This window comes from Bifidobacterium olomucense, from assembly GCF_012932375.1.
Lineage (GTDB): Bacteria > Actinomycetota > Actinomycetes > Actinomycetales > Bifidobacteriaceae > Bifidobacterium > Bifidobacterium olomucense.
The window spans coordinates 275,718-300,346 of sequence record NZ_JAAIIG010000001.1 but is presented as its reverse complement, the minus strand read 5'-3'; the positions used below and the strand labels follow the sequence as shown (position 1 = coordinate 300,346).

At 58.9% G+C, this 24,629-nt stretch carries 19 protein-coding genes and 1 tRNA gene; 5 read left to right on the top strand and 15 right to left on the bottom strand.

Annotation, left to right across the window (positions count from 1 at the left end):
• Positions 1-205 precede the first annotated feature (205 nt).
• The 3 genes from G1C97_RS01340 to G1C97_RS01330 all read right to left on the bottom strand — a co-directional run bounded on the left by G1C97_RS01340 (position 206) and on the right by G1C97_RS01330 (position 2,099).
• Positions 206-1,000: a hypothetical protein gene (locus G1C97_RS01340; protein WP_169240160.1), complete on the bottom strand. Its 795-nt coding sequence runs from the start codon at positions 998-1,000 to the stop codon at positions 206-208.
• A gap of 457 nt (positions 1,001-1,457) precedes the next feature.
• Positions 1,458-1,877, bottom strand: a complete 420-nt coding sequence (locus G1C97_RS01335) for a peptide deformylase (RefSeq protein ID WP_169240159.1) — start codon at positions 1,875-1,877, stop codon at positions 1,458-1,460.
• A 145-nt stretch (positions 1,878-2,022) separates the two neighbouring features.
• A tRNA-Asp gene (locus tag G1C97_RS01330) sits at positions 2,023-2,099 on the bottom strand.
• 334 nt (positions 2,100-2,433) lie between these two features.
• On the opposite strand from G1C97_RS01330, the gene G1C97_RS01325 reads away from it, so the two are divergent.
• Positions 2,434-3,384, top strand: coding sequence for an ROK family glucokinase (locus G1C97_RS01325; RefSeq protein WP_169240158.1), 951 nt, complete (start codon positions 2,434-2,436; stop codon positions 3,382-3,384).
• Between the two features lie 226 nt (positions 3,385-3,610).
• Entirely contained in the window at positions 3,611-4,732 is a 1,122-nt protein-coding gene (locus tag G1C97_RS01320; RefSeq protein WP_205832457.1) for an alpha/beta hydrolase, read from the top strand.
• Here G1C97_RS01320 and G1C97_RS01315 read toward each other — a convergent pair.
• Positions 4,684-6,357, bottom strand: a complete 1,674-nt coding sequence (locus G1C97_RS01315) for an MFS transporter (protein ID WP_240950941.1) — start codon at positions 6,355-6,357, stop codon at positions 4,684-4,686. The two genes, G1C97_RS01320 and G1C97_RS01315, sit on opposite strands and share 49 nt — an antisense overlap.
• Before the next feature lie 388 nt (positions 6,358-6,745).
• Here G1C97_RS01315 and G1C97_RS01310 point away from each other — a divergent pair, with 388 nt between their 5' ends.
• Positions 6,746-8,164, top strand: coding sequence for an MFS transporter (locus tag G1C97_RS01310; protein WP_240950967.1), 1,419 nt, complete (start codon positions 6,746-6,748; stop codon positions 8,162-8,164).
• A 131-nt stretch (positions 8,165-8,295) separates the two neighbouring features.
• On the opposite strand, the gene G1C97_RS01305 is transcribed toward G1C97_RS01310, so the two are convergent.
• Positions 8,296-8,724, bottom strand: coding sequence for a hypothetical protein (locus tag G1C97_RS01305; protein ID WP_169240156.1), 429 nt, complete (start codon positions 8,722-8,724; stop codon positions 8,296-8,298).
• A gap of 759 nt (positions 8,725-9,483) precedes the next feature.
• On the opposite strand from G1C97_RS01305, the gene ettA reads away from it, so the two are divergent.
• Positions 9,484-11,163 carry an energy-dependent translational throttle protein EttA gene (gene ettA, locus G1C97_RS01300; protein ID WP_169240155.1) on the top strand — a complete coding sequence of 560 codons (1,680 nt, stop codon included), beginning with the start codon at positions 9,484-9,486 and terminating at the stop codon, positions 11,161-11,163.
• Between the two features lie 312 nt (positions 11,164-11,475).
• Positions 11,476-12,390 (top strand): acyl-CoA thioesterase, encoded by a 915-nt coding sequence (locus G1C97_RS01295; RefSeq protein WP_169240154.1) that lies wholly within the window; start codon positions 11,476-11,478, stop codon positions 12,388-12,390.
• 36 nt (positions 12,391-12,426) lie between these two features.
• Here G1C97_RS01295 and G1C97_RS01290 read toward each other — a convergent pair whose 3' ends face one another.
• The 10 genes from G1C97_RS01290 to G1C97_RS01245 all read right to left on the bottom strand — a co-directional run bounded on the left by G1C97_RS01290 (position 12,427) and on the right by G1C97_RS01245 (position 24,459).
• A complete protein-coding gene (locus G1C97_RS01290; RefSeq protein WP_169240153.1) occupies positions 12,427-12,954 on the bottom strand; it encodes a DUF3180 domain-containing protein in 528 nt (175 codons plus the stop codon).
• A gap of 126 nt (positions 12,955-13,080) precedes the next feature.
• Entirely contained in the window at positions 13,081-14,595 is a 1,515-nt protein-coding gene (gene folK, locus G1C97_RS01285; RefSeq protein ID WP_169240152.1) for a 2-amino-4-hydroxy-6-hydroxymethyldihydropteridine diphosphokinase, read from the bottom strand.
• A 92-nt stretch (positions 14,596-14,687) separates the two neighbouring features.
• Entirely contained in the window at positions 14,688-15,560 is an 873-nt protein-coding gene (folP, locus tag G1C97_RS01280; protein WP_169240151.1) for a dihydropteroate synthase, read from the bottom strand.
• Between the two features lie 104 nt (positions 15,561-15,664).
• On the bottom strand, positions 15,665-16,258 hold the full coding sequence (folE, locus tag G1C97_RS01275; protein ID WP_169240150.1) for a GTP cyclohydrolase I FolE: 594 nt from the start codon (positions 16,256-16,258) through the stop codon (positions 15,665-15,667).
• Positions 16,259-16,433: 175 nt separating this feature from the next.
• Positions 16,434-18,527, bottom strand: a complete 2,094-nt coding sequence (ftsH, locus tag G1C97_RS01270) for an ATP-dependent zinc metalloprotease FtsH (RefSeq protein WP_169240149.1) — start codon at positions 18,525-18,527, stop codon at positions 16,434-16,436.
• A gap of 3 nt (positions 18,528-18,530) precedes the next feature.
• The gene (gene hpt / locus G1C97_RS01265) at positions 18,531-19,088 is read right to left on the bottom strand and encodes a hypoxanthine phosphoribosyltransferase (RefSeq protein WP_205832456.1); all 558 of its coding nucleotides are present in this window, start codon (positions 19,086-19,088) and stop codon (positions 18,531-18,533) included.
• Entirely contained in the window at positions 19,075-20,223 is a 1,149-nt protein-coding gene (tilS, locus tag G1C97_RS01260) for a tRNA lysidine(34) synthetase TilS (protein WP_169240147.1), read from the bottom strand. Before tilS ends, hpt begins: the two co-directional genes overlap by 14 nt.
• The gene (dacB, locus tag G1C97_RS01255) at positions 20,223-21,716 is read right to left on the bottom strand and encodes a D-alanyl-D-alanine carboxypeptidase/D-alanyl-D-alanine endopeptidase (RefSeq protein ID WP_169240146.1); all 1,494 of its coding nucleotides are present in this window, start codon (positions 21,714-21,716) and stop codon (positions 20,223-20,225) included. The genes tilS and dacB overlap by 1 nt, the downstream gene beginning before the upstream one ends.
• A gap of 65 nt (positions 21,717-21,781) precedes the next feature.
• Positions 21,782-23,440: an ABC transporter permease gene (locus tag G1C97_RS01250; RefSeq protein WP_169240145.1), complete on the bottom strand. Its 1,659-nt coding sequence runs from the start codon at positions 23,438-23,440 to the stop codon at positions 21,782-21,784.
• Positions 23,437-24,459: an ABC transporter ATP-binding protein gene (locus G1C97_RS01245; protein ID WP_240950940.1), complete on the bottom strand. Its 1,023-nt coding sequence runs from the start codon at positions 24,457-24,459 to the stop codon at positions 23,437-23,439. Before G1C97_RS01245 ends, G1C97_RS01250 begins: the two co-directional genes overlap by 4 nt.
• Positions 24,460-24,629 lie beyond the last annotated feature (170 nt).

Here is a 24,629-nt window from a genome sequence, read left to right as displayed (position 1 = left end):
GAAAAACACCAGCATGTTCCGCATCCTGTATCCGCATCCTGTATTCGTATGTTCGCGCGACGAACGACTACCGCGCGAACATACGAATGACTTCACCGCCAAAAACGTTTGTATGTTCGCACAGCCCCCTTGCCGCGCGCGAACATACAAACATCTATCGCGCCCCGTCCGCATCTCCCCCAATCTCATCCACCCCGGCACCCCTCTATCTCTCGCAAGCCCGGCGAATCAGAGCGTCCAACGTCCCCTCCCGCAACGCCCGGTCCGTCTGTTCCCAATCAAGACCCGTATCTTTCGCACGACCATAGAAGAACCTCACCAGGCCAGGAAAATCAGGCCGGTATCCGCAATTGCGAAAATCACGGATGAGCTTGCCGCCAACTTCCGGATCATCGGGCCGACGTGCCTCATATATCGGAATCGCGCAGGTCCGCCAAGCCCCACGCGCGTAGGCGATGCGATTGACGATCATGCCGCCGCGCGCTCCGTCGTATTTGCCGGCGGCCGCATGATCCATGACGTCGTACGTTCCTCCTTGCACGATGTCTTCAAGGCGAAGACATCCGGACGCCGCATTCGCATCGCGAATCCAGAACATCGAGGCGAAATTGGTTTCGTCGATATCACGCAGATCGCAAATACCGCGATTGTCGATTTTGTCCGTGTGCTCGTACAACAATTCACCCATGGCGATGAACGGCGAAATACCCATACCCGGTCTATGCTCCAGCTCAAGCTCAAGATCCTCCGATTCATCCAAACTCAAGCCATGCCCGCTGATGGCACAGTCATAGGAGAACCAGTCCCAGAACATCCATTCCACGAATCGCAACGTGCTTTCCGCATGGGGTCTGAATGGATTCAAGTTCACTTCGCGGTAAAACTCGCGTCTTGCTTCGGCATAGATGGCGAGGTTGTACCGCTTAAAAGCATCGACAACATCTTTGGTGTCCAGCATTACCGGCAATCCGGAATCCTCGGTAGTTGCAGTGACGGTCATGGCAAATCCCCTTACATGAAAATGCAACAATCTCACGGTGGGCTTCGTTGCCCGCCGTGAGGCACACTGTATGGCGATATTCGATTCGCATGCAAGGAAGCACCACGAACTTGTGGATAAGTGGATAATCAGACGAGTGGACAACACGCAAATGTGTACAACCATTCGCGACTACGGTGTATAACGTATTCACAGAACCGGTTATCCACCGCGCCACACACCGGTTATGCACCGCGGCCATCATCATCGAGATCGGTTCGGGCGCGTCGCAACGCCGCCACAACATCCACGACGATATCGACCCCCAGCCATCTCCCCATGCTCGGCCGATGGACCCGATAACAACCGGCAACGCTCAACGCAACGAGACAAGGCGATGCATACAGCAGACCGGACCCGCATTCAGACAGAGACTCGGAAGAAATCCCGCAACAATCAAACAAGAATCAAACAGCAATCAAATGATGATGCCGTTGCAATGGTCGACTTCATGCTGGATGATCTCAGCGGAGAAACCAGTGAACACGGCGCGACGGGCGCGGAAACGACAATCCTCATAACTCACTTCAATGCGGCGATAGCGCAGCGTGCGACGTTCGCCCTGCAAAGACAAGCAACCTTCTTCGGTATCGTACGCACCGTCCATGGACGTAATCACCGGGTTGTACATCACCGTGATACGATCGCCAAAATCCTGATCCACAAATGCGATGATGCGTTTGTTCACACCGATCATATTGGCCGCCATACCAACGCAGCGCGAGCGATTGGCCTCCAAAGTGTCTACAAGATCCCGAGCCACAGACTCGTCTTCTGGCCCCGCCGTTTCGGACGGCATACGAAGAAAAGAACGCGAGGTCATAATCGGTCTCTGCACGGCTGTCAGCCCCTTCCATGACGTTGCGCAAGTTGTCGCGCAAATTCCCGAAACTCTGCATGTTCGCCGATTCCGCCCGGAACAGGAGGCAGATCCATATCAGGGCAGAAAAGCAAAAAGGCTTCCGAATCATCGGAAGCCTTAGTGGCGACCCCGGCCGGACTTGAACCGGTGACCTCCGCCGTGACAGGGCGGCGCTCTAACCAACTGAGCTACGGGGCCGTGTGTTTCTCACTTGCATGAGGCACGAGTGGTTACATTACCTGAACCTCATCCACATGCGCAACTTCGGCGTGTCGCAGCAGGTTGCCGCGTGTCGTGCCATAGCGCGACAGTGCCCCACCCCGCCAAATCGGCATCAATGCAACCGTTTGCTTCCCGATCGGTAATTAAGTGCCCCGAAATCGACTCCGATGTGAACGCTCTCATATATTCGCCAACCGGACAATCGATGCTGCAATTGCCGCAAATCATGCAAGCGACACCACACAACGTCTCACACAAACGTTATGATTCCAGTGTTTGTCGAGTAAGGAAAATGATCAAAGGAGAAGCAATGACTACGCTCGCCGTTGACATCGGAGGCACTAAGATCGCCGCTGCCGTGTGCGATGAAAACGATACCATTGTGCAGCGCTGGCGCGTACCCACCCCGATGGATGCCGACGCCATCAACCAGAACATCGCCAAGGTCTACAACGAGGCCATTGCCGCCGGCCACACCGACATCCAGGCCATCGGCATCTCCGCGGCCGGCAACGTCGGCGCCGACCGCAAAACCATGACCTTTGCCGCAAACATTCCCGCTTGGATCAACTATAACCTGTCCGAGAACGTAGGGGCCCTCATCAACCACGCAGTGCCGGTCGTCGTTGAGAACGACGCGAACTGCGCCGGCTGGGGCGAATACGTACACGGCGCCGGTCAGGGCAGCCGCAACATGGTGGCCCTAACCGTGGGCACCGGCCTTGGCGGTGCCATCGTGATCAACGGCGAACTGTACCGCGGTTCCTTCGGCATGGCTGCCGAGCTCGGCCACCTGCCCATGGTTCCGGATGGCGATCACTGCGGCTGCGGTCTGCGTGGCTGCGCCGAGCGTTACACCTCCGGCACCTCGCTGGAGAACTTCGCCAAATCGGCCATCCGTCGTCGTCCGCAGGACGCCAAGCGTCTGCTTGAGCTGTGCGACGGCGACATCACCAAGCTCGAAGGCCCGATGGTCTCTCAGGCCGCTCAGGAGGGCGACGTGCTTGGTCTGTACGCCTTCAACAAGATCGGCGAATGGCTCGGCCGCACGATGGCTGCAACCGCGGCAGTGCTCGATCCGGATATCTTCGTGATCGGCGGCGGTGTGGTGGCCGTCGGCGACATCCTGCTGGAACCGGCACGCTACAACTACACCCGCTTCCTGGAAGGCAGCGCCTACCGCGGTCACGCCAAGATCGTGGCCGCCACCGCCGGTCAGGACGCCGGATTGATCGGTGCCGCCAATCTGGCGCTGCGCTGAGCACAACAGTCACTGCATAAATTGCATAGGTGACCTCATAAACCCATCAGGGTGGTTGCGCTCCCATACACATAGGGAACGCAACCACCCTTATTGGTATTTGACGTAATTTCGTTGGCGCAATTACGTTTCCGTTTCCACTCACCTCGGCGCTGCGGCGTATCGCTATCATGGAATCGATCGTTCACGACGAATCGCTTACGACGGACCAAGGAAGGCAACGGACATGGCAGTCATCACCAATCAATCATCAGACAAGGAAAGCAACACAGCCGCCCTCCGGGATCCGGCCGAATCGCAGATCGACCCGCAGTTGGCCGAACGGTTCTCCTACTGGACCGAAATCGATGGCGACCTCGATGGACTGCCCGCCGACCGAGCGCAAACGTTCCGTATGAACCGATATCAGACCGCGTTGTTCGATCTGTCAAGGTCCGAATACTGGCATGATCCCGACACCGTGGACGCCATATGCGACATCGCATACCTGCCGGATGGGGGTACCGACCGAGCAGCCGGCCAATGTCGCGGCCATCTGCTCGACATTTATCTGCCTCATGAGGCCACAGTGCGCGGAGGACATACCACACCGGTGTATATCGACATTCACGGCGGCGGATTTACCTACGGGTACAAGGAGCTCAACCGCAATTTCAACACACATCTGGCATCGCGCGGATTCGCCGTGGTCTCACTCAACTATCGGCCGGCTCCACAAACCGATCTCAAAGGCCAACTGGCGGACGTGCAAGCGGCATTGCGTTGGTTGAGGGCACATTTGGGTGAGTACCCGGTCAATGCGGACGCAGTGTTCATTACCGGCGATTCGGCCGGCGGCGCTCTGGCACTGCTCACTCTGGCCATCGAAAACAGTGCGGATGCCGCTCGGGCGTTCGGTATCGAGCAGGCTTCCGGTTTGCGGTTTGCCGGCGGCGCTCTGGTGTGTGGCGTGTATTCGATGGCGTCCGAGGCCGCAGCCAAGCGAGACGGCAAGCTCGGCATCGGCTATGACCCGTCCAAGCGAGCGATGCTGGAGCAGATGCTCGGCGCGGAGTTCTTCGCCGGGCTCGACGCCGCCGACCCCATGTATTTGACGGCTGAGGGCATCGTGAACAACGTCGACCTGCCGCCATTGTTCATCCTCACCTCAAGCGATGATTTCCTTGAGGCCGACGCGCTGGCTCTGGCGACCGCACTGTCTCGCAAGGGCGCTGATTTCGAACTGTCGGATCGCAAAACAGGCCGGCATGAAACGCTTGGCCACGTCTACCCCATCGGCATGACGTGGCTGGACGAAAGTCAGCAGGCGCTCGATGAGATCGCCCGGTTCTCATTCGACCGCTGCTGACAATCGGTTCGAAAACGGCCTGCGAACAATCCGCGCATACCGTCAGGTTGGGGCGTAAGACCAGCGATGGTACGCTTTCGTCCCAACCTGCGACCGGCAGCCTTCCAGTCACACCGCCGGTTCGCGCCTATGTTCATCCCTATCGCTGCGCAACATCGGTCGCCGCCAATTCCGGCGGACGACGAGCGGAGAAACGGAACATGAGTGCAGCGAGCGCCACGCCAAGCAATGCCATACCGGCAAGCATCCACATGCTGGCGGGGAACGCCGAAAGATATGCCTGTGACTGACTGGCACCATCCGCAAGCTCCATCGCAGCGAATTCGGTGATCAACGCACTGGCCACCGCGGTACCGATCGCCCCCCGCCATTTGCTGCACGGTGTTCATTACCGCGGAACCATCCGCATTGAGTTGGCTCGGCAGCTGATTCAACGCATGCGTCTGATCGGGAACCAGCACGAATCCGGAAAATGCCATAAATACCGCGTATGCCACGGCAACCACCCAAACGTTGCCGGTTACGGTAATGAATATCGCATCCATTACCGTGACTGAGGCAAAGCCGATTACGATGAACTTTGGCGGGAAATGGTTTTTCAGGGAGCTGCCGATCAATGGCGCGGAAATTGCACCCACTACCGCGCCCGGCAGCAACGTCAAAGCCGCCGAAAGACTGCTCATGCCGAATCCGCGTTGCAGCAGAATCGGCAACAGGAAGTTCAGTCCCAGAACGCTGCCGGAAGCCATCAGCAAAATCATCATGCCCAGCAAGAATCCCGGATAGGCGAATACGCGGACTTCAATCAGCGGCTTACGCATCTTGAGTTGCACCATCGCAAATATCGCCAGCACAGCCACGCTCGAAGCCAATACCAGCCAGAATCGCCAATCGCCATTCCAACTGGCGAAGAAGCTTACGGCCACGATCAATCCGGACAATCCGACGGCAACCAGCAGCAACGACGGCACGCTGATGCTTGCCTGCGCCTTGTCTTCCGGATGACGAATTTCCGGCACCGTTGCCATGCCAAGCAGAAATGAAAGCACCAGGAATGGCAGCATGGTGTAGAAAATCCAATGCCAATTCAGGTATTCCATGACGATGCCGCCGAATACCGGGCCAATGGCCGGTGCGGCACAGGTCACCAAGCTTACGATGCCGAGCATGGCTCCGCGTTGTTCGAGTGGCGCTTTGTCCAAAATGATGTTGGTGATCAACGGCAATGAAATGCCGGTGCCTAGGGCCATTACCAATCGTGCGGCGAGCAGCAACGGGAAGTTGGTAGCGAACGCGCCCAGTATGGTGCCAGCGGTGAAAATCGAAACCGCGGCAATGAACAACGCTTTGGTGGCGAAACGACGCACCATGAACGGCGAGGCCGGAATCGCCACCGAAAGCAATAGTAGGTAGCCGGTGGTGAGCCACTGCACCACGGACGCATCAATCGCAAATTCTTGCATCAGCGTGGAATACGCGATGTTCAGCGACGTTTCCGACAGTATCCCCAAAAACGTCAGGATAGCCAAGGAAACCACCGCAATGACCAATGTTGACTGTACCGGCCGCTTGCCGCCATTGGGCAATCGATCGGCCGGTTGGGTAGACGCACCGCGTTCGTTCATAGGACTCCGTTCGTCCGAAGATTGTTGCATATCAAACAAAATGGTTATCCTACAGACAAATGTTTCGTGAAACTCCACAAAGGTGGATTATTGCGCGGCGGTACGATCGCTCGCACCCTGCTTGCTGTGCCAGCTGCATGATAGGGTGTGAACCATGTGTTCGTTATGTTGCGTTTCTTCACCGGACAATAACGCCCCGGTGTATGCTCCCGGTTTCATCTGACCGCCAGATTTCGACGCGCACCGACGCCGCTCTTTATATTGGCGTTCATTATGGTGACGTGTCGTCCAGCATAACCATGTTCATCTTGTCATGCGCGCAATGATCTGCGCATGACGGCAATACAGTCTTGAAGTAGCTCATATGTCTCATACTCTTGAATCAACTATGCCCGAAGCGCCTGTGACATCCGAAGCGTCTGTGACGCCCGAAACCGGCGAAGAGGATACCAGCTGGATTCGCCGTATCGCATTGCTCCTGACCGGGCAGGCGTTCTCATTGCTCGGCTCCAACATCGTGCAATACGCACTGTGGTGGTGGATTGTCATGCAGGAGAAAAGCGGCTGGTCCATGCTGCTCGCCACTTTGTTCGGTGTGGTGCCGCAAGGTGTGGTCTCCATTTTCGGCGGTTCGATGGCTGACCGGTATAACCGCAAGAAACTCATTATGTTCCCGGACCTCATCATCGCTGGCGTCACCGTGGTGCTGTCGGTGAGCTTTGCGATGGGCTGGGCGAATCTCACCTTACTGTTTGTGGTGCTGTTCATTCGTTCGGCGGGCGGCGGCATCCAAGTGCCTGCATTGCAGGCGTTCATCCCGGAAGTGACGCCAAGTGGCAAACTGTTGCGCGTCAATTCGATTTACAGCATCATCAACTCCGCGAACATGATTGCGGCCCCGGCTTTAGCTGCCGTACTGATCAATATTGCGCCGCTTTGGTCGATTCTGTTGATTGATGTGACGACCGCCATCATTGGCGTTGGTTTTGTAGCGCTGATTCGTGTGCCGAAGAACGACAAGGCGCCTATCGCGACGGATACAGATACCGCAGACGTGTCGTCGGTGCCGGAAGCTTCCGGCATTGATAAGACGACGGTAACGCAGCACACCGGACCGGTGAGCCAAGTGATGGCCGGCGTCCGCCGTACGTTCGCCGACCTGAAGGACGGATTCGTCTACACCATGAAGCATCCGTATTTGCGGGGCGTGATTTTCGGCGATGCGCTGACCTTCATCATGTCCGTGGCACCGATGAACCTGACGCTGCTTTTGATGACCCGCGAGTACGAAGGCATCGATCTGAACTTGGGATTCGTGAATCTCACCACAGCTTCCGATAAACTCGCCGCCAACGAACTCGGCTGGAGTATCGGCATGCTGGTAGGTGGCGCGATGATGTCATCGCTCGGTGCCCGGATGCTGCGCAGCACGCGCGTGCAGATGCGTGTGGCGTCATTGTCCGTAGCGTTGGTGGGACTTACCATTCTTGGCCTTGGTATTGCGCCGAATCTGTTGGTTTACCTCATCATCGACGTAGCCAGTGGCATTGCCACAGCCACTTGCGTCGGTCCGATGCGCACCATCATTCAGACGGAATCCGATGAGAAGATGGTCGGCCGCGTCTTCGGTCTTGATACCACAATGACCACCTTCGGTCTACCGATCGGCATGTTGGTATTCGCTCCTCTTGCCGACATCATCCCGATTTCCTGGGTGTTTGTCGCCGGAGGCCTGCTCACCCTGCCCGGCGCGTGGTACATGTTCTCGCTGACGCGCAAATATGCCGGAACTACGTTGCAGCAATAATCACAGTTGCTGTAGCAGCCGCACGAACAGCCGCACAAACGGCCATACGAACAGCCGCACAGTGAACAATAAGGCCGGATGAACGGAAACGAATAATATTGTTTGCCGTCCATCCGGCCTTATTGCCACTGCTAGACCAACGGCTCACGGGCATGCAGTTCGCAGATGACGCCGGTTTCCTGACGAATCCATTCTGCGGCCTGCAATGCCGCGATATTCCACAACGCGTGCGGAATGCCGCCGAAATCCGGCTGGGCAGACCAGAACGTCAGATCATCGGGGAATGCAGTCAACACCGCGCCTTCTTTGGCGGGCATGGCCGCGCGATACAAACGCTTCGCCAAGGTCGCCACGAATTCATTGGCTGCCGCGAATGCATCATTGAGATGTTGCTCGGCCACCACCGGCGGCCCGACGATCTCCCATGATTCCACATCCGAAGCATCCCAATGTGCGGATTCGCCGTCCACTTGACGTTCCAAAGTCACGAACAGTTTGGCGAACTCCGCTGAAGTCAGACCAGTAACCCGTCTGCGCGTTGCCAATTCAATCGGCGTCATTTCCACTCCCCGCGTTGGTCTCCGTTTTATGTATCTCCATAACGGCAATTGTATTGGCTCAGGGCATACTTGACGCATGTCCCGAGTCAACACAAGACAGGAAAACGTGCCACTATTTGCTGTAATCGGCTCTTTTTGAAAATGGTGGCAAGATGCCGTGTCCCCATTCGGGCGTCTAACGATTGACATGTCTATGGGGACAAATCACCATTCCCTCAAATCCTTGGAATAAAGCCATTTTTAGATTCCAGACCCAAAACCACGAAAGAAAGGGCTTGTCCCAATTTCGCAATAATGCCGAATTCCTGAAATAGTGGCAAACTCACAAGCCCAGCCAAGGCAATACATCCCATTCCACGCGCTCCGTGTGCATACAGCTGATGCAATATGGATGATGCGAGGTCGTATTGATCCCATAGCACACGAAGGTGAGCGCGAGCGCCTCAAGCCCGCCAAAGCCCCGGCCACCACATGCAACTTGCCGCCCCGAACTCCGCCCGTTAACCCGATTGCAGACAACGAAGTGACCGGGCGCACCCAGTTCCCTCGTAACAGCCCCGCCATTCCAGCCCTTCCGATACCATGGTGGGCGGTGGTTTGGCGCGGCATCAACCGATATGCGGACAGAAAAACGGGCACATGGACGCCCCGTTTCGTCGGCATGTCACGATTCACGCCATTCCTGAATGTGTCACTTACACGCTTGCGAGGTCCGGAAATCGTTGATTTTCCGGGCAAATAGGAGTGCTAGAGAACAACATGGCAGAATTCGTATTCCAGATGATCAAGGCACGCAAGGCCTTCGGCGACCGCGTGATTCTTGACGACGTGACCCTGAGCTTCCTGCCGGGCGCGAAGATCGGCGTGGTGGGCCCCAACGGTATGGGCAAGTCCACGCTCTTGAAGATCATGGCCGGCATCGAAACCGTCTCCAACGGCGAAGCCACGCTGACCCCGGGATACACGGTGGGCATCCTGCAGCAGGAGCCGCCGCTGGACGACACCAAAACCGTGGGCGAGAACATCAAGATGGCCTTCGGCCCGATCGCCGAAAAAGTTGCCCGCTTCAACCAAATCGGCGAAGAGATGGCCAACCCGGACGCCGACTTCGACGCGCTGATGGAAGAAATGGGCCAGCTCCAGACCGAAATCGACGCCGCTGACGGCTGGGATCTCGACTCTCAGCTGGAACAGGCCATGGACGCCCTGCAGTGCCCCGATCCGGACACCCCGGTGAACGTGTGCTCCGGTGGCGAGCGCCGCCGTGTGGCTCTGTGCAAGCTGCTGCTTGAAGCCCCGGATCTGCTGCTGCTCGACGAGCCTACCAACCACTTGGATGCCGAATCCATCCTGTGGCTGGAGCAGTTCCTGCACCAGTACAAGGGCGCCGTCATCGCCGTCACCCACGATCGTTACTTCATGGACAACGTGGCCGAATGGATCTGCGAGGTGGACCGCGGTCACCTGTACCCGTACAAGGGCAACTACTCCACTTATTTGGAGACCAAGGCCAAGCGTATGGAGATCCAGGGTGCCAAGGACGCCAAGCTGGCCAAGCGCCTGAAGGACGAACTCGACTGGGTGCGCTCCTCCCCCAAGGCCCGTCAGGCCAAGAACAAGGCTCGTCTGGAGCGTTACGACCAGATGGAGCAGGAGGCACGCAACAACAAGAAGCTGGACTTCTCCGAGATTCAGATTCCTGCCGGCCCGCGTCTGGGCTCGCTCGTGCTGGAAGCCAAGCACATCCACAAGGCCTTCGGCGATCGCGTGCTTATCGACGACCTCTCCTTCACCCTGCCGCGCAACGGCATCGTGGGCGTGATCGGCCCGAACGGTGTGGGTAAGTCCACCCTGTTCAAGACCATCGTCGGCTTGGAACCGCTCACCAGCGGCGAGCTGAAGATCGGCGACACCGTCAAGATCAGCTATGTCGATCAGAACCGCGCAGGCCTGGATCCGAACAAGAACCTGTGGGAGGCGGTCTCCGGCGGTCTTGACTTCATCGAGGTGGCCGGCGTCGAAGTGCCGACCCGCGCCTACGTGGCCAGCTTCGGCTTCAAGGGCTCCGACCAGCAGAAGCTCACCGGCGTGCTTTCCGGTGGTGAACGCAACCGTCTGAACCTTGCCCTGACCCTGAAGCAGGGCGGCAACCTGCTGCTGCTCGACGAGCCCACCAACGATTTGGACGTCGAGACCTTGGAAAGCCTGGAAAACGCACTGCTCGGATTCCCGGGCTGCGCCGTGGTGATCTCCCACGATCGTTGGTTCCTCGATCGTGTGGCCACGCACATCCTCGCCTGGGAAGGCGACGATGAGAACCCGGCCAAGTGGTACTGGTTCGAAGGTAACTTCCAGTCCTATCAGGAGAACCGTGTGGCTCGCCTTGGCGAGGATGCGGCCCGTCCGCACCGTCTGCATAAGAAGCTCGTGCGCGGCTGATTGATACGCGAGCGCTCGATTACTGAGCGATTACTGAACGATCATCGAGCGAACATTGAGCGCTCCAGTGTTTCCCGGAGGTCGTCACCAATATGGTGGCGGCCTCCTTTGTTATGACGCCGGTATCGTCCGCCGCTCCTCATTCTCAGTCACTGTTCATAGTCACGCCCGCATACCGGACAGATTTCACACCTAACCGACCGTTTACCTTTCTCACAGGTTCGTTACATCCATCTGCCGGCACTCTTAACTCCGTCTGCGTAAACTGCGAAGCAGCACAGAAAATGTACGACCCACACGAATCGAGGAATCATGGCTCAGGCTGCCACCGTCACGCCGTTGGATCATTTGGTGAAGGTGCTTACCTTGGGTGAACCTTCCAGCTACCGGGAACACACCTATATCAACGGGGAAAGTCTGTACTTCCCCACCGACCGTGTCTATGGCGGGCAGGTGATCGCCCAATCGGTGGTCGCAGCTTCTAAAACCGTTCCCGCCTCACGTCTGCCGCACTCGGTACATGGATATTTCATCGCCGCCGGAGATATTCGACAGGATCTGCTGTTCGACGTGGAAACGCTGCGCGACGGACGCTCGTTCTCCGCACGCCGGGTCAACGTCACACAATCCGAGGGGTCGATTCTCACTGCGATAGCCTCTTTCCAGGAAACCGGTCAGGAAGGTGTGGAATTCGCCGATCCGATGCCGGAAAACCTTCCGGAGCCCGAAAGTCTCACTTCAGCCAAAGAACTGATGCAACCGTTCGCTGAAAAGTCACCGTTCGCGAACTACTACGCCGAAAAATCGCCGTTCGATATTCGTCATGTGACGCCTACGGTGATGCTTCAGGCCGATAAGCAGTCCGCGAAACATGATTCCGGCAAACAAATGGTGTGGATGAAGGCGGATGGTCACGTTGATGTGCCGCAGGTGATGCATCGTGCGATGCTTGCGCTCGGATGCGATCAGGTGATGATGGAGCCAGTGCTACGCCGCGCCGGACTGTCGATCTCCACGCCCGGTATTTCATACGCTTCCATCGATCATTCGATGTGGTGGTATCGCGATATCGACATCAATGAATGGCACTTGTACGTGCAGGATACGCCGATTGCCGCGCACGGACGCGGTCTCGGCATCGCCAAGGTCTACTCGCGCGACGGCCAGTTGGTGGCCGCCATCGCCCAGGAAGCCATGGTGCGCGTGCCGACCTCGATACAGCACTAAGCACATCAATCGGGGACCGTGCGCGCCCGATTGATGCTACTGCTTATACGCTTGCGCCGTGTTCCGGGGTCGGGACACGGCTTTCATTTTCGGATTCTCCGGCCCCTCATTGGGCGGCAACTGGCACAACCATTCGCCGATGATCCCGATGATCATGTCGGCCACGCAGATCACGGCCGAAACGGCGCATTCGATAACCGCATCATGGTAGAACGGCGCCTCGAAATGCCCGACGCTCATGAGAATCTGCCCGCCATACCAACCGGCGAGCGCGGCACCGGCCAATCCAAGCGCTTTGGCCAGCACCAACGTGTACACCGCCACTGTGGGGTTCACGAAGCTGTGCGGACGCTTCTTGGGATCCGTGTTCGCATACTTATGCACTTGAAGTGCGAGCACCAGCACGATCATGCCCAATACCGCCAGCAGACCGGCCACCACCCATGGGGCCCCGATCAGAGACAAGCCGGAGCGTTCGCCATAAACCGCCAGACCGATGCCGGCCAACAACCCGAGCACGGCGGCTGCAACATACTGCCACCAAGGAGTTCGACGTGCCTTCATATGTGTCCTTTCGCCTGTGTCTCGCAGCCGAGGCGCGCAAGGTGCTGCCTCGTGAATCGATCCGACGCCGCTACAGCAGTGTTCGTGTACTAAATGGGAATCTAAAAAAAGGGGAAGCTCTTTGCTCTAGTCACTCAAGTTGCCCGATAGGATCCAGTTGTCCGTGAGCAGTCCCACCTGACCGGCATCCGGTGCCATCGCGAGCAGGAAGGACACCGGATCGCCTCCCAGCGTGGCGTTCGGATCCATATCCATCCACGGTGCGAGCACCGAGGCATGCTCACGAGCGGACGGCCATGGCACACGGCAATGCGGTTCGTCCGAAACAACGCCTTCCATATCCACCAGATCAAGGTCCACAATGCCGTCGTGCGCGGCTTCCACACTGCCAAGAGCCGCGATCAGATCAGCGGCCGAAAACTTCGTCTCCACCTGTATGACGGCGCTCATGGCATCCGGTCCGTCAAAATGCGCCACATGGTACAGCGGCGAAATGCCTTGCACCTGATTGCCGGGCATGCTGTCGATGGAGACAATCGCCTCCCGGAACAGCCGCTCGGCATCAGTGGATGTGGAATCCATGGAAATCACCGCACGCCGAGATACCGGTTCGGATTCCGGCTCAACAGTGGATGGGGATGAAGCGTACGCGACGGCATCCGCCGTCTCACCACTCGCAGTATGCTCACGGGTGCGGTCACCGAGCATCCAATCCTCGGAATCAAGCTTCACCGCATCACGATCCGGAGCAGCCGCCATAAGATCAGCTACCAATCCTCCGTGTGCACCTGCAAGTCGAGCCCCGGGATTGAGCGCATGCCACGGCACGAGCACGAAGGCCCGCTGCCATGCTCGCGGGTGAGGCAACGCCAAGTCTTCGTCGGCATTGGTCTGACCGTCAAAGTCGATGATGTCCAAATCGAGCGGGCGGGAATCCCAATGGTGTTCGCGTGTGCGTCCATGGTCGGCTTCGATCTGCTGCAAAGCGGCGAGCAGCTCATGAGCTCCCATGGTGGTTTCCAGTTCGACCACCGCGTTGAGGAAATCGGGCGCACCATCGGCCATGCCCCAAGCGGCGGTACGGAACAGCGGTGAAATGCCGGTCACTTGCGTGGCAGGCAGACCGTCCATTTCGCGTACAGCGGCACGCAAGGTGGAGCGTACTTCACCAATGTTGCCGCCCAGCGCCACCACTGCGCTATGCATATGCGTTCTTGCTTCCGAAGGCACCGCATGCTCACCGCCCGAGGCTGCCGCGGACTGTGCGGCAACGCCGCCCTGCGTTTCACGAGCACGGGTGATGGATACCGCGACATCGTCGAAGGGCACGGTGATGGGCGCATGCGGCTTATGCACCGTCACGTCCACTTTGACGATCGGCTCGATGGCGAGCAGACGGTCGGCGATGATTCCGGTCAACCGCTCGATAAGATCCACATGCGCGCCTTCGATCACAGCCACGATTTCCTTGGCGGCGCGACCGTAGTCCACGGTGTCGTTCAAGGCATCGGAACGGCTGGCGGCCGTCAGGTCGAGGTACAGTGTGGCGTCCACCACGAACGGCTGCGCACGTTCATGCTCGAAGTCGAGCACGCCGTGAGTGCCGTTGGCTCGTACGCCGGTCAGTCGAATCGTATCCATGATTGAAGCTCCTCTGATTGCGTTGTTGCGCGATTGCCGAACGCTATTGCGGACGCCGTCGCCATACGCTTGGCACTAGCGAATAGGCGGCGCTATGCCTGCTGGTACCGACGCCATGCATTGCCGGCGATGACGGCGGCACGGCTTTTGGCCACGTCATGCACGCGCACGGCCCACGCACCGTGTTCGGCGCACAAGGCAGACAAGCCAGCGGTCACATTGTCGCGGTCCGCCATATCCGCATCCGCAACGCCCTCCTCGGCCAACATCGCCGAGATGAAGCGCTTGCGAGACTGGCCGATAAGCACCGGATAGCCGGTGGCGCGGAACGTCTCCAAGCCAGCCAGCAGCGGCAGATTATGCTCGATCCCTGGCTTCGAGAAGCCCAGGCCCGGATCGATGATGATGCGTTCAGGCTTGACTCCGGCAGCCAACACACCGTCCACTTGATGCATCAGCTCGTCACGTACGTCGGCAAGCACGCCATGCTCATATACGGACGTATCCTGATCCGGCGTGGCACCCTTGGAGCCGGCGAGCCATCCGCGCCAATGCTGCACGATGTATAGGCAATCGTAATCGGCCACCACGTGCGGCAATTCGGCGTCCAGCGTGCCACCGGAAACATCATTGATGATCTGTGCGCCCCGCTCAAGCGCAGCGGCGGCCACCGATGCGCGCGTCGTATCGATGGACAACGTCGCGCCGGCCGGCAGCAACGTCTCAACGGCACCGGTGATACGGGTGAGTTCATCGGTTTCGGACACACGTTTGGCTCCGGGACGAGTCGATTCGGCACCGATATCGATGATGTCGGCTCCGGCGGCCATCATGTCACGTCCATGCTGGGCGGCCTTGGCCGGGTCCAGCCAGAGTCCTCCGTCCGAGAAGGAATCCTCGGTGATGTTGAGCACGCCCATCACCACCGTATTCGGCGCATCATGCAATGCCTGCAGATCAGTCATTGATACTCTTTTCCACTATTGTCAGTCGTACTCTCGGTCTCGCATCACCTATATTGCGGCGGTTTCCGGCGCAGAAGCACAAGAAGCCGAGAACGCGAGGCCGATCACTTATCCAAAATCAAGCTCATGGCTTCGGCGCGAGTGGCGGGATTGCGCAACAATCCGCGCACCGCGGAAGTAACCGTACGAGCGGAGGACTTCTTGATACCGCGCATCGACATGCACAGATGCTCGCATTCAGTCACCACGATCACTCCACGAGCCCCGGCGTAATCGACTAAGGCGTCGGCGATCTGCTGGGTCAAGCGCTCCTGCACCTGCGGACGACGGGCATACACCTCCACCAGACGAGCCAGTTTGCTCAGGCCCATCACGCCATCCTTGGCGGGAATATAGCCCACATGGGCCACGCCATGGAACGGCAGCAGATGGTGTTCGCATACCGAATACAGTTCGATATCCTTGACCAACACCAGTTCATCGGTGTCCACGTCGAAATGCTTCTCCAGCACATCCGCCGGCGACGAATGCAGCCCGGCGAACAGTTCCTTGCATGCGCGGGCGATGCGGTCCGGCGTTTCCACCAGCCCTTCACGCTCCGGGTCTTCGCCGATGGACTTCAAGAACAGGCGCACCGCCTCGCGCACGCCTTCCTCGTCATAGGCGCGAGTTGGTTCAATGTCAACAGTTTCCGTCATCTTCTCTCCTTGTGTCCTACTCTCCTACCGATCTTCTCACCGCTCATCGATTACGAGCTAAGCGATCGATTATGAGTAAGCCCGTAGCTGGCTGGGGCTACGGGCTTACTTGCATCTGGTCTGCCCCTTACGTCTCAATCGTCGAAATCGACGGACGAGGATTTCCGAAGGGGAATCACTCTCCGACTTGCATGCCGACCGAACGCTTGAGGGAATCGGGAATCTCGACCGGAGGCTTGTCCGAATCAGGACGGCGATCGTTGGACAGCCATACCGGGCGCACCGGCGCCTTCTTGATCGGAGCGAAGATCTCGGCAAGTTCCTTCTCGTTCAGCGTCTCCTTGACCAGGAGCTGACGAACCAGTTCGTCGAGAATATCGCGGTTCTCGTTGATGATGGTCCACGCCTCGGTGTGCGCGGTCTCCACGAGCTTCAACACTTCCTCATCGATGATCTCGGCGGTACGGTCGGAGTACTTGCGCGGTGCGAGACCATCCATCACCGTGGTCTGGTCGTCGTCATCGGCCCACTTGATGGCACCGAGCTTATCGGAGAAGCCGTATTCGACCACCATCGTGCGAGCGATCTTCGTGGCCTTTTCGATATCGTTCGAAGCACCGGTGGTGGGATCGTGGAACACGATTTCCTCAGCGGTACGCCCACCCATCGCGTAGGCCATCTGATCGAGCAGCTGGTTGCGCGACTGGGAATAACGATCGGAGGTGGGCATCACAGCCGTGTAGCCGAGCGCACGTCCACGCGGCAGAATCGTCACCTTCGTCACCGGATCGGTGTCGTTCAAGGCTGCAGCCACCAGCGCATGACCACCCTCGTGGTAGGCGGTGTTGCGCAGCTCCTCTAGAGCCATGCCCTTCGACTTGCGCTTCGGGCCGGCCTGTACACGATCGATGGCCTCGTCGATGGCACGATTGTCGATGAGCTGAGCACCGGCACGGGCGCACAGCAGTGCGGCTTCGTTGAGCACGTTGGCCAGATCGGCACCGGTAAAGCCAGGCGTACGCACGGCCACCATATGCAGATCCACATCCGGCACGAACGGCTTGCCCTTGGCATGCACCTTGAGGATTGCCTCGCGGCCTTCCAGATCCGGCGCGGCCACACCCACCTGACGGTCGAATCGGCCCGGGCGCAGCAGAGCCGGGTCCAGCACGTCGGGACGGTTCGTTGCTGCGATGATAATCAGGTTCGTATCGTTATCGAAGCCGTCCATCTCCACCAGCAGCTGGTTCAGCGTCTGTTCGCGTTCGTCATGGCCGCCGCCCATGCCGGAGCCACGCTTGCGGCCCACGGCATCGATCTCGTCGATGAAGATGATGGCAGGAGCGTTCTTCTTGGCCTCGTCGAACAGGTCGCGCACACGAGAGGCGCCCAGGCCGACGAACATCTCGACGAAGTCGGAGCCGGCCATCGAATAGAACGGCACACCCGCTTCGCCGGCGATGGCACGGGCCAGCAACGTCTTACCGGTACCGGGAGGACCATACAGCAACACACCACGCGGGATACGCGCGCCGAGCGCCTTGTACTTGGACGGATCCTTCAGGAAGTCCTTGATCTCCTCGACCTCGGCCACGGCCTCATCCTCACCGGCTACATCGGAGAACTTGGTGGTGGGGGTCTGGCCTTCCAACAGCTTGCCGTTGTTCTTCTTGCCCATGCCCATCATGCCGCCGGCACCGCCCATACGGCTCATCAGGAACCAGAACAACGCGAAGAAGATCAGGAACGGCAGGATCGAGGTGATGAGGTAGCTCATCATGCTGGTCTGCTCGATATTCGAGGTCCAGCCCTTGGACAGGTCTGCGTTCTCCACGGACTTCGCCACCTGAGCGCCTTGCGCAAAGGTGTAGTAGAACTGCACGTTCTTGCCGTAGTTCGTGGTCTTGCCGGTGTCGGCATCCTTCTTGGTGAAGTCGTTCTTCAGCTCAAGACGGACCACCTGCTTGTTGTCCGTGATCTCGGCGTACGTGGCCTTGCCCTGATTCAGCAGCGCGAAGCCGTCCTTGGTGTCGATGGTCTTGGTGCCGCTGCCGGTAAACATCTGGAACATCAGCACGCACATCACGACCAGCACCGCTCCCCACAGCCACGGCGACTGCCACACCGGCCGGTTCTCGTTGCCGTTGGCCTTGCGTCCGTTGTTGCCGTTGCCGCGATTGAACGGATTGGTGAACGGATTGCCGTTATTACGATTATTGGGGTTCGGATTGTTGCCGTTGCCCTGCCCAGGCCCCTGGGGGAAGCTCATACGTTATTCTCCTTGGTAGACGGATGGCTTGAGGACCGCGATCGAATCGAGATTGCGGTAACGCTCGTCATAGTCCAGACCGAAGCCGACCACGAATTCATCCGGAATCTCGTATCCTGCATATTTCACGTCCACGTCCACCTCACGGCGGGAAGGCTTGCTCAGCAGCGCGAACACCTCGACGGAGGCGGCACCGCGGCGCTTGAGCTCTTCCACCAGCCAGGCAAGCGTGCGTCCTGAATCGATAATATCTTCCACGATCAGAATGTGCCGACCGCGAACATCGGCCGACAGGTCCTGCCGAACCGTCACCGTTCCGCTCGACACCGTGCCCGAACCGTAGCTGGACAACGACATGAAGTCGATCTGCGCAGGAATGCTCAAAGCCTCGGAGAAAGCGACCAGCGTGTTCACGGCTCCCTTGAGCACCGCGACCAGCAGCGGGTTCTTGTCTCGGTAGTCTTCGCTCACCTGCGCGGCGACCTCATAGATCTTGGCGTCAATCTGTTCCTTGCTGACCAGCTCGTGGTCAATATCTTGCTCAACATCAGCGATTCGCATGCGCTCCATCTTGGCACACGCGAATGACGTGTTTCTTGCGATTCGCTGAATATCCACTGGAAAGATGCACAGGCCCTTGGCCATGCCAGTCGACGATCAGCCGATCGATGGCCATCGTCTGCACGGCGTTCGTCTCAATGCCTATCCGATTCAACGCATGGGCGATAACACGCTGACGAATCGCCGGATGCTCACCGGCAAGCTTGCGTGCGTCGACAGTCAGCATCACCCGTTCCAGCGGCGCTGACGAATCCGATTGTTCCGATTGGCCTGACGGCTTCAGCGTACCGGTTAGATCAGCGAACACCACGCTTTCGCCCAACGCACGATCCGCACACTGATCCAGAAAATCCTTGTCACGGCGGGCAAGTTCCGCACTTTGCGCAAGACGACGAGTGATGTCCGCACCGGCAAACCTACAGACTGCGGGCAGCAGATCGTGACGGACCCGGGAACGTAGCGGATAGTCGCGGGGCAACTCGCCTTCCAGCGATTCGCCGTTGGTCGGATCATCCCAGTAGTCAAGCGCAAGATCTTCACAGATACCGGTGGTCTCTTCCCGGGAGAGATGCAGCAACGGACGCACAAACGTCACGCCATCGCGTCGGAACGAAGACGGCATGCCGGCAATGGCATCGATGCCACGACTGCGCAACAAGCCCATAGCCACGGTTTCCGCCTGATCATCCATCGTGTGAGCCAGCAGTACAGCATATACCTGCATGTCTCGCGCAACTTCAGTCAGCGCATGGTATCTGGCCTCACGGGCGGCGGCCTCCAAGCCCTCGCCGCGCTCGTCCACGTCCACACGGCGAATTACGACCGGATCCAAGCCAAGCGACCTGCAACGTGAGGCTGCGGCTTGTGCCACTTCAGCCGAGCCCGACTGCAGATTATGGTCTACGATAACCGCCCCGGCACGCAGACCCAGCATGCCGCACACCGTGCGCGTCACCGCGGCAAGCGCCACCGAATCGCGCCCGCCCGAACAGGCGACAAGCACCAATGGCGCGTCCTGCGCGGGCTCATGGCTACCGTGACGGGCGAATGCCGTCGATTGACGCCCCAGACCAGTTTGTTCCAAGGCCGCACGCACCTCGCCCACTGCTTTGCGCAGTCGTGGAGTATATGGCATCACAACCCCGCAAGCTTGGTGATGAACGAATCGATGGCGGCGCGGACGGCGGCCATATCGTCCGGATTGTTGACGATTACGGCGAAGGCGAGCACTCCGCCATCCGTACGTGATACATTGCCGGCCATCGAAGTCACGGTGCCCAGACTGCCTGTTTTCACACGCAGCAGTCCGGCCACCGACTCATCCGTATAACGGTTCTGCGCGGTACCGATCAGACCTGCGATCGAAAGACCCTCAGCTGCCGCGCCCCCCGGGCCGGCCGTCAGGTTCCGCTGCTGTACAGCCACCAGAGTACGTACGGAAAGCAGGGATCCGGGAGAAAGACCCGAACAGTCGGCCATGGTCAGACCATCGGTCGGGATGCCGAGCTTGTCCAGCACGGATTTGACGGCCGTGGCGGCACCTTCCGGATTGTTGCCCGTGTCCTGATGCAGGGCGAGCAGACGGCCGAATTCCTCGGCAAGCGTGTTATCCGAGTGTCGCAACGTATAGGCCATGATCTCCGACAACGTCGCAGAGCTTACGGAGGCGACCGGCGTCGCTTCGTCGGGCGCCTCGCCCGCAGCCACATGTCCGTTGACGGCGATACCGTTGTCGGCCAGCAATGAAGCGAACATGGCAGCCGTATCAGAGGCGGTCGTCTGCGACAATTCAGGGTATCCGGCGGAATCGTCCGGGTCGGCGGGAGCCGGCATGTCATCCGAATACTGACGCCCTTCGTCCACCGCCATGGACGAAACGGGCGTGGCGTACATCGTATAGTCGTCCATCACCACGTCCCCGCTGCCGCGTAAGCCGGACGGCACCCGCGTATCGCCGAACAACGTGTCATCATAGGCGAGGCTCACCGTGGTGATGCCACGTTGCGCCAACGCCGCAACCGTTGCCTGGGCGAGTGTGGCAAGGCCGGCACGCCCGTTGATGTGGTCCGGATCGGATTGTCCGGCCGACAGCAGCATATCGCCATTGCCTTTGATGGTCAGCGTATTCGTGCCATCGTCCGTTTGGGTCAGGAACACTTGCGTATCCAGCGTGGACGCCATGTTGAGTGTGGATGCGGCGGCAAGCGCGGTAAGCGTTTTCATGGTCGACGCGGGTTCTCGTGTGGTGTCGGCCTTATGTTCGGCGGCAACCTTGCCCTGTCCGTCCTCGATGACCACGGATACGTCACTGCCGATACCTTCCGTTGCAAGCAGTTCGTCTACCAGCGACGATGCAGCCGACGCATCGATGGCGCGGGTCAAGTCCACATCGCCGGCAATGGTACCGCCGGTTTTGGCCGTGACGGGATGTGCAAACGTCGGCTCGTTCACCGGCGAAAGCGTCAGCGGTCCGGGAAGCGTATCGGTGATGTCGCCGACACAATAGCAGACGAACAGCGCGATGGTGACCAGCGACGACAGTGCGACGGTCAGCGAACGTCCACGCGGTTGACGTACGTTCTGCCGGTCCTCGCGCCGACGCCGGCGTGATGCCGTTATGGAAACCATCGTACTCCTTTATGGTGGTGCCCTATGAAGTACTCCGGCGATGTTTCCTGCGCACGGAGTACAGGTCAGTGCTGCAACGAGGCGAACGAGTCGAGCGTGTCAACGATCGAAAGCGCTCGCGCATCCAACAGCTTACCGCCGAGCCATGTCCCAAGCACCAACATGCCTACGCCGTTGGCGAGCGCGACCGGAATCAGCACCCAATACAGTGCAGTGATTGCACCGGTCAGTGCAAGCAGAGCCGCGACAATACCAGTGGGCAGGAGCAACAGCAGCGAACCGAGCAGATAGATGAACGGGAAGAACCCCTGTGCCATGGCACGCCCTTGCGGCGAGGAGAACGGCTTGTCCATCGCAGGGACCGGATACAGGAACACGCAGGATGTGATTTCCGAAAGGCCCAGTCCGCAGAATGCCTCAGCCAAGCCGATGGCCCAGATCATAAGCCCGAGCAACAATCTGTTGGAGTCGGTCCAATCGCCGGTGGCGAACGCGATCCCGACGGCGAGCACAGTCAAATAGATGATGGCGATCGCCGCATAGACCCGTACGCGACCTTTGCGATCATCCCATCCCCGCACTCCGGCGATCACCTGCATGGTGACGCCTTGGCCGTCGTAGGCCAAACCGTTGCTTTCCGCTACAGCCAACATCCAGCCGGACCAAATGAGCCCCTGCCAGATCACCATGCTTTCGCCATGCGATTGCAGCGAGAAGATGATAACGAAGAACACCGGCATCACGAATATCATGGCTTGGCGCGGATCCCGCTTGAGATAGGTCAGGAGACGGGCGGAGACGGCACCAGACACGGAATCCGGCATCCAGCCGAATGCGCCGATGCCTTTTGTTTTCACTGTGCGCGAGGCACCCGTGGTCAGACGTTCATGGCGCAGACACCAAGTACAGCCCACGAAACACGCTACCCATGTGAGCACCAGAACCCCGATGCGAGCCAACAGCAGACCGACATGGCCGAAGGCTACATCAAAAGGCAGTTGGAACGCGGCACCCAGTGGAGTCCATGCGGCGACTTTGGCGCTGAGAACCGCGGCGGCGGGGTCGAACGCGCTGGCACCGCTGCCATTGATCAATATGTTCGGCACCTGGCAAGCGGCGATGAATAATACGATCACCACAATGTAGAACACACCTTTGCCACGTGAGGATGTGATCAGCGTGGTAGACAGCGCGATAAGCAGCTTCGCCAGACTCATCATCGTGATTACCGCCAACGGTGCCGCCACAAGGGCGACGACCACGGCGCAGGCTCCGATGGTTCGGTAGGCGAACGCCCAGGCCATCAGCGATAGCAGCCCGGTGATGGCCGGCAGTCCGGTCAGGCCCGAGATCAGCAGTCCGAATTGCAGCTTACGGTCAGGAATACCGTACAGGGCGAACTTGCGCGGACTCATCGTGGAGCCTTCGCCCAGCAGCATCAACTGGACGAGGCCGACCATCAGTGTCAGCACGGTGCCGACCAGTACCACGGCAACGTTCAGTATGCCTGAGGGGCCCAGGATATCGAATGGTGCGATATCCGGTTTGGGTTGGACGAATGGCGGCAGCAGTCCTACGCCCCAAGCGGCCGCGGCTGCACCGATGATGGTGCCGAGCGCGATGACAAGCGCTATGACATATCCGACCGTTTGCCATACGGATTTCTTCAGGGTGGCCCAGGTCAGGGCCCAACGCAGACGGACGAGCGTAAGTACTGCGGTCATTGCCGGCTCGATTCGTTCGCAGCATTCGGCTCGTTTGCGGCGTACGGCTCGTTTGCAGCATACGGCGTACTCGGATCCGGCGTATGCGCAGTGCCGCCGTCCAGCCAAGAGATACGGACCGCGGCATGACGTCCACCGACCAGCTGCAGGAAACGTTCTTCAAGGTCTTCGCCGGCGGCAACCTGTTCGACCGTGCCGGCCGCGCTTACCATGCCGTTATTGATCACGGCCACATGAGTGCACATCTTCTCCACGAGCGACATCACGTGCGAGGAAATGATCACCGTACCACCGGTATGCGCGTATTCGATAAGAATGTCCTTCAGATTCGCGCTGGAGACCGGGTCCACCGACTCAAACGGTTCATCCAGGACCAGAATGCGCGGGCTGTGAATCATGGCGGACGCCAGACAGATCTTTTTGGTCATTCCGGCGGAATAATCGGACACCATCACGTCCGCCGCCTGCGCCAGATCGAAGGCAGACAGCAAGTCTTTGGCGCGTGCGAGAGACTCGTCTCGCTTCATGCCGCGCAGCATGCCGGAATACACCAGCAGCTGCATACCGGTGAGACGGTCGAAAATCTGCTCAGGCTGAGGCATCACGCCAATCATGCGTTTGACGGTGTTGACATCCTGCCATACATCGTGGCCCAGAATCATCGCATTGCCGGCATCCGGCACCAAAAGACCGGTGACCATGTTGAGCGTAGTGGTTTTACCGGCACCATTGGGACCTACCAGGCCATAGAACGAGCCGACCGGGATGTCGAGGGCCAAGCCGTTGACCGCGATCTTCTGGCCGAAGCGTTTGAACAGGCCTCGAATCGACACCGCGGCTGCGGGATTCAGCGGCCACGGCTGCGCGGCGCTCTGTTGCGGCGGCAGCTGAGGAGGCTGCTCCGGTTGCGGTTGATTCAACTGAGATTGGTCGAATCGATCGGGCAAAGGCACGTTTTGGGCTTGCGGCATCGCTGCTGACGGAAATACAACATTCCCCTGACTGTTGTCTAGACTCATGACTCCACTGTAGCCCAGAACGGGCTGGATGCGGGCATTTGTAGACAGATGTGCACGGGGAACGCAGATGGCTGCCCGCTTAACGGTTCGCCTCCGGCCCAGCAAGAACGGACTCGCCTAACGGCGAGACCTAAACCCACCCTCGCTCGGCTAACGGCTCACTCAGGCTG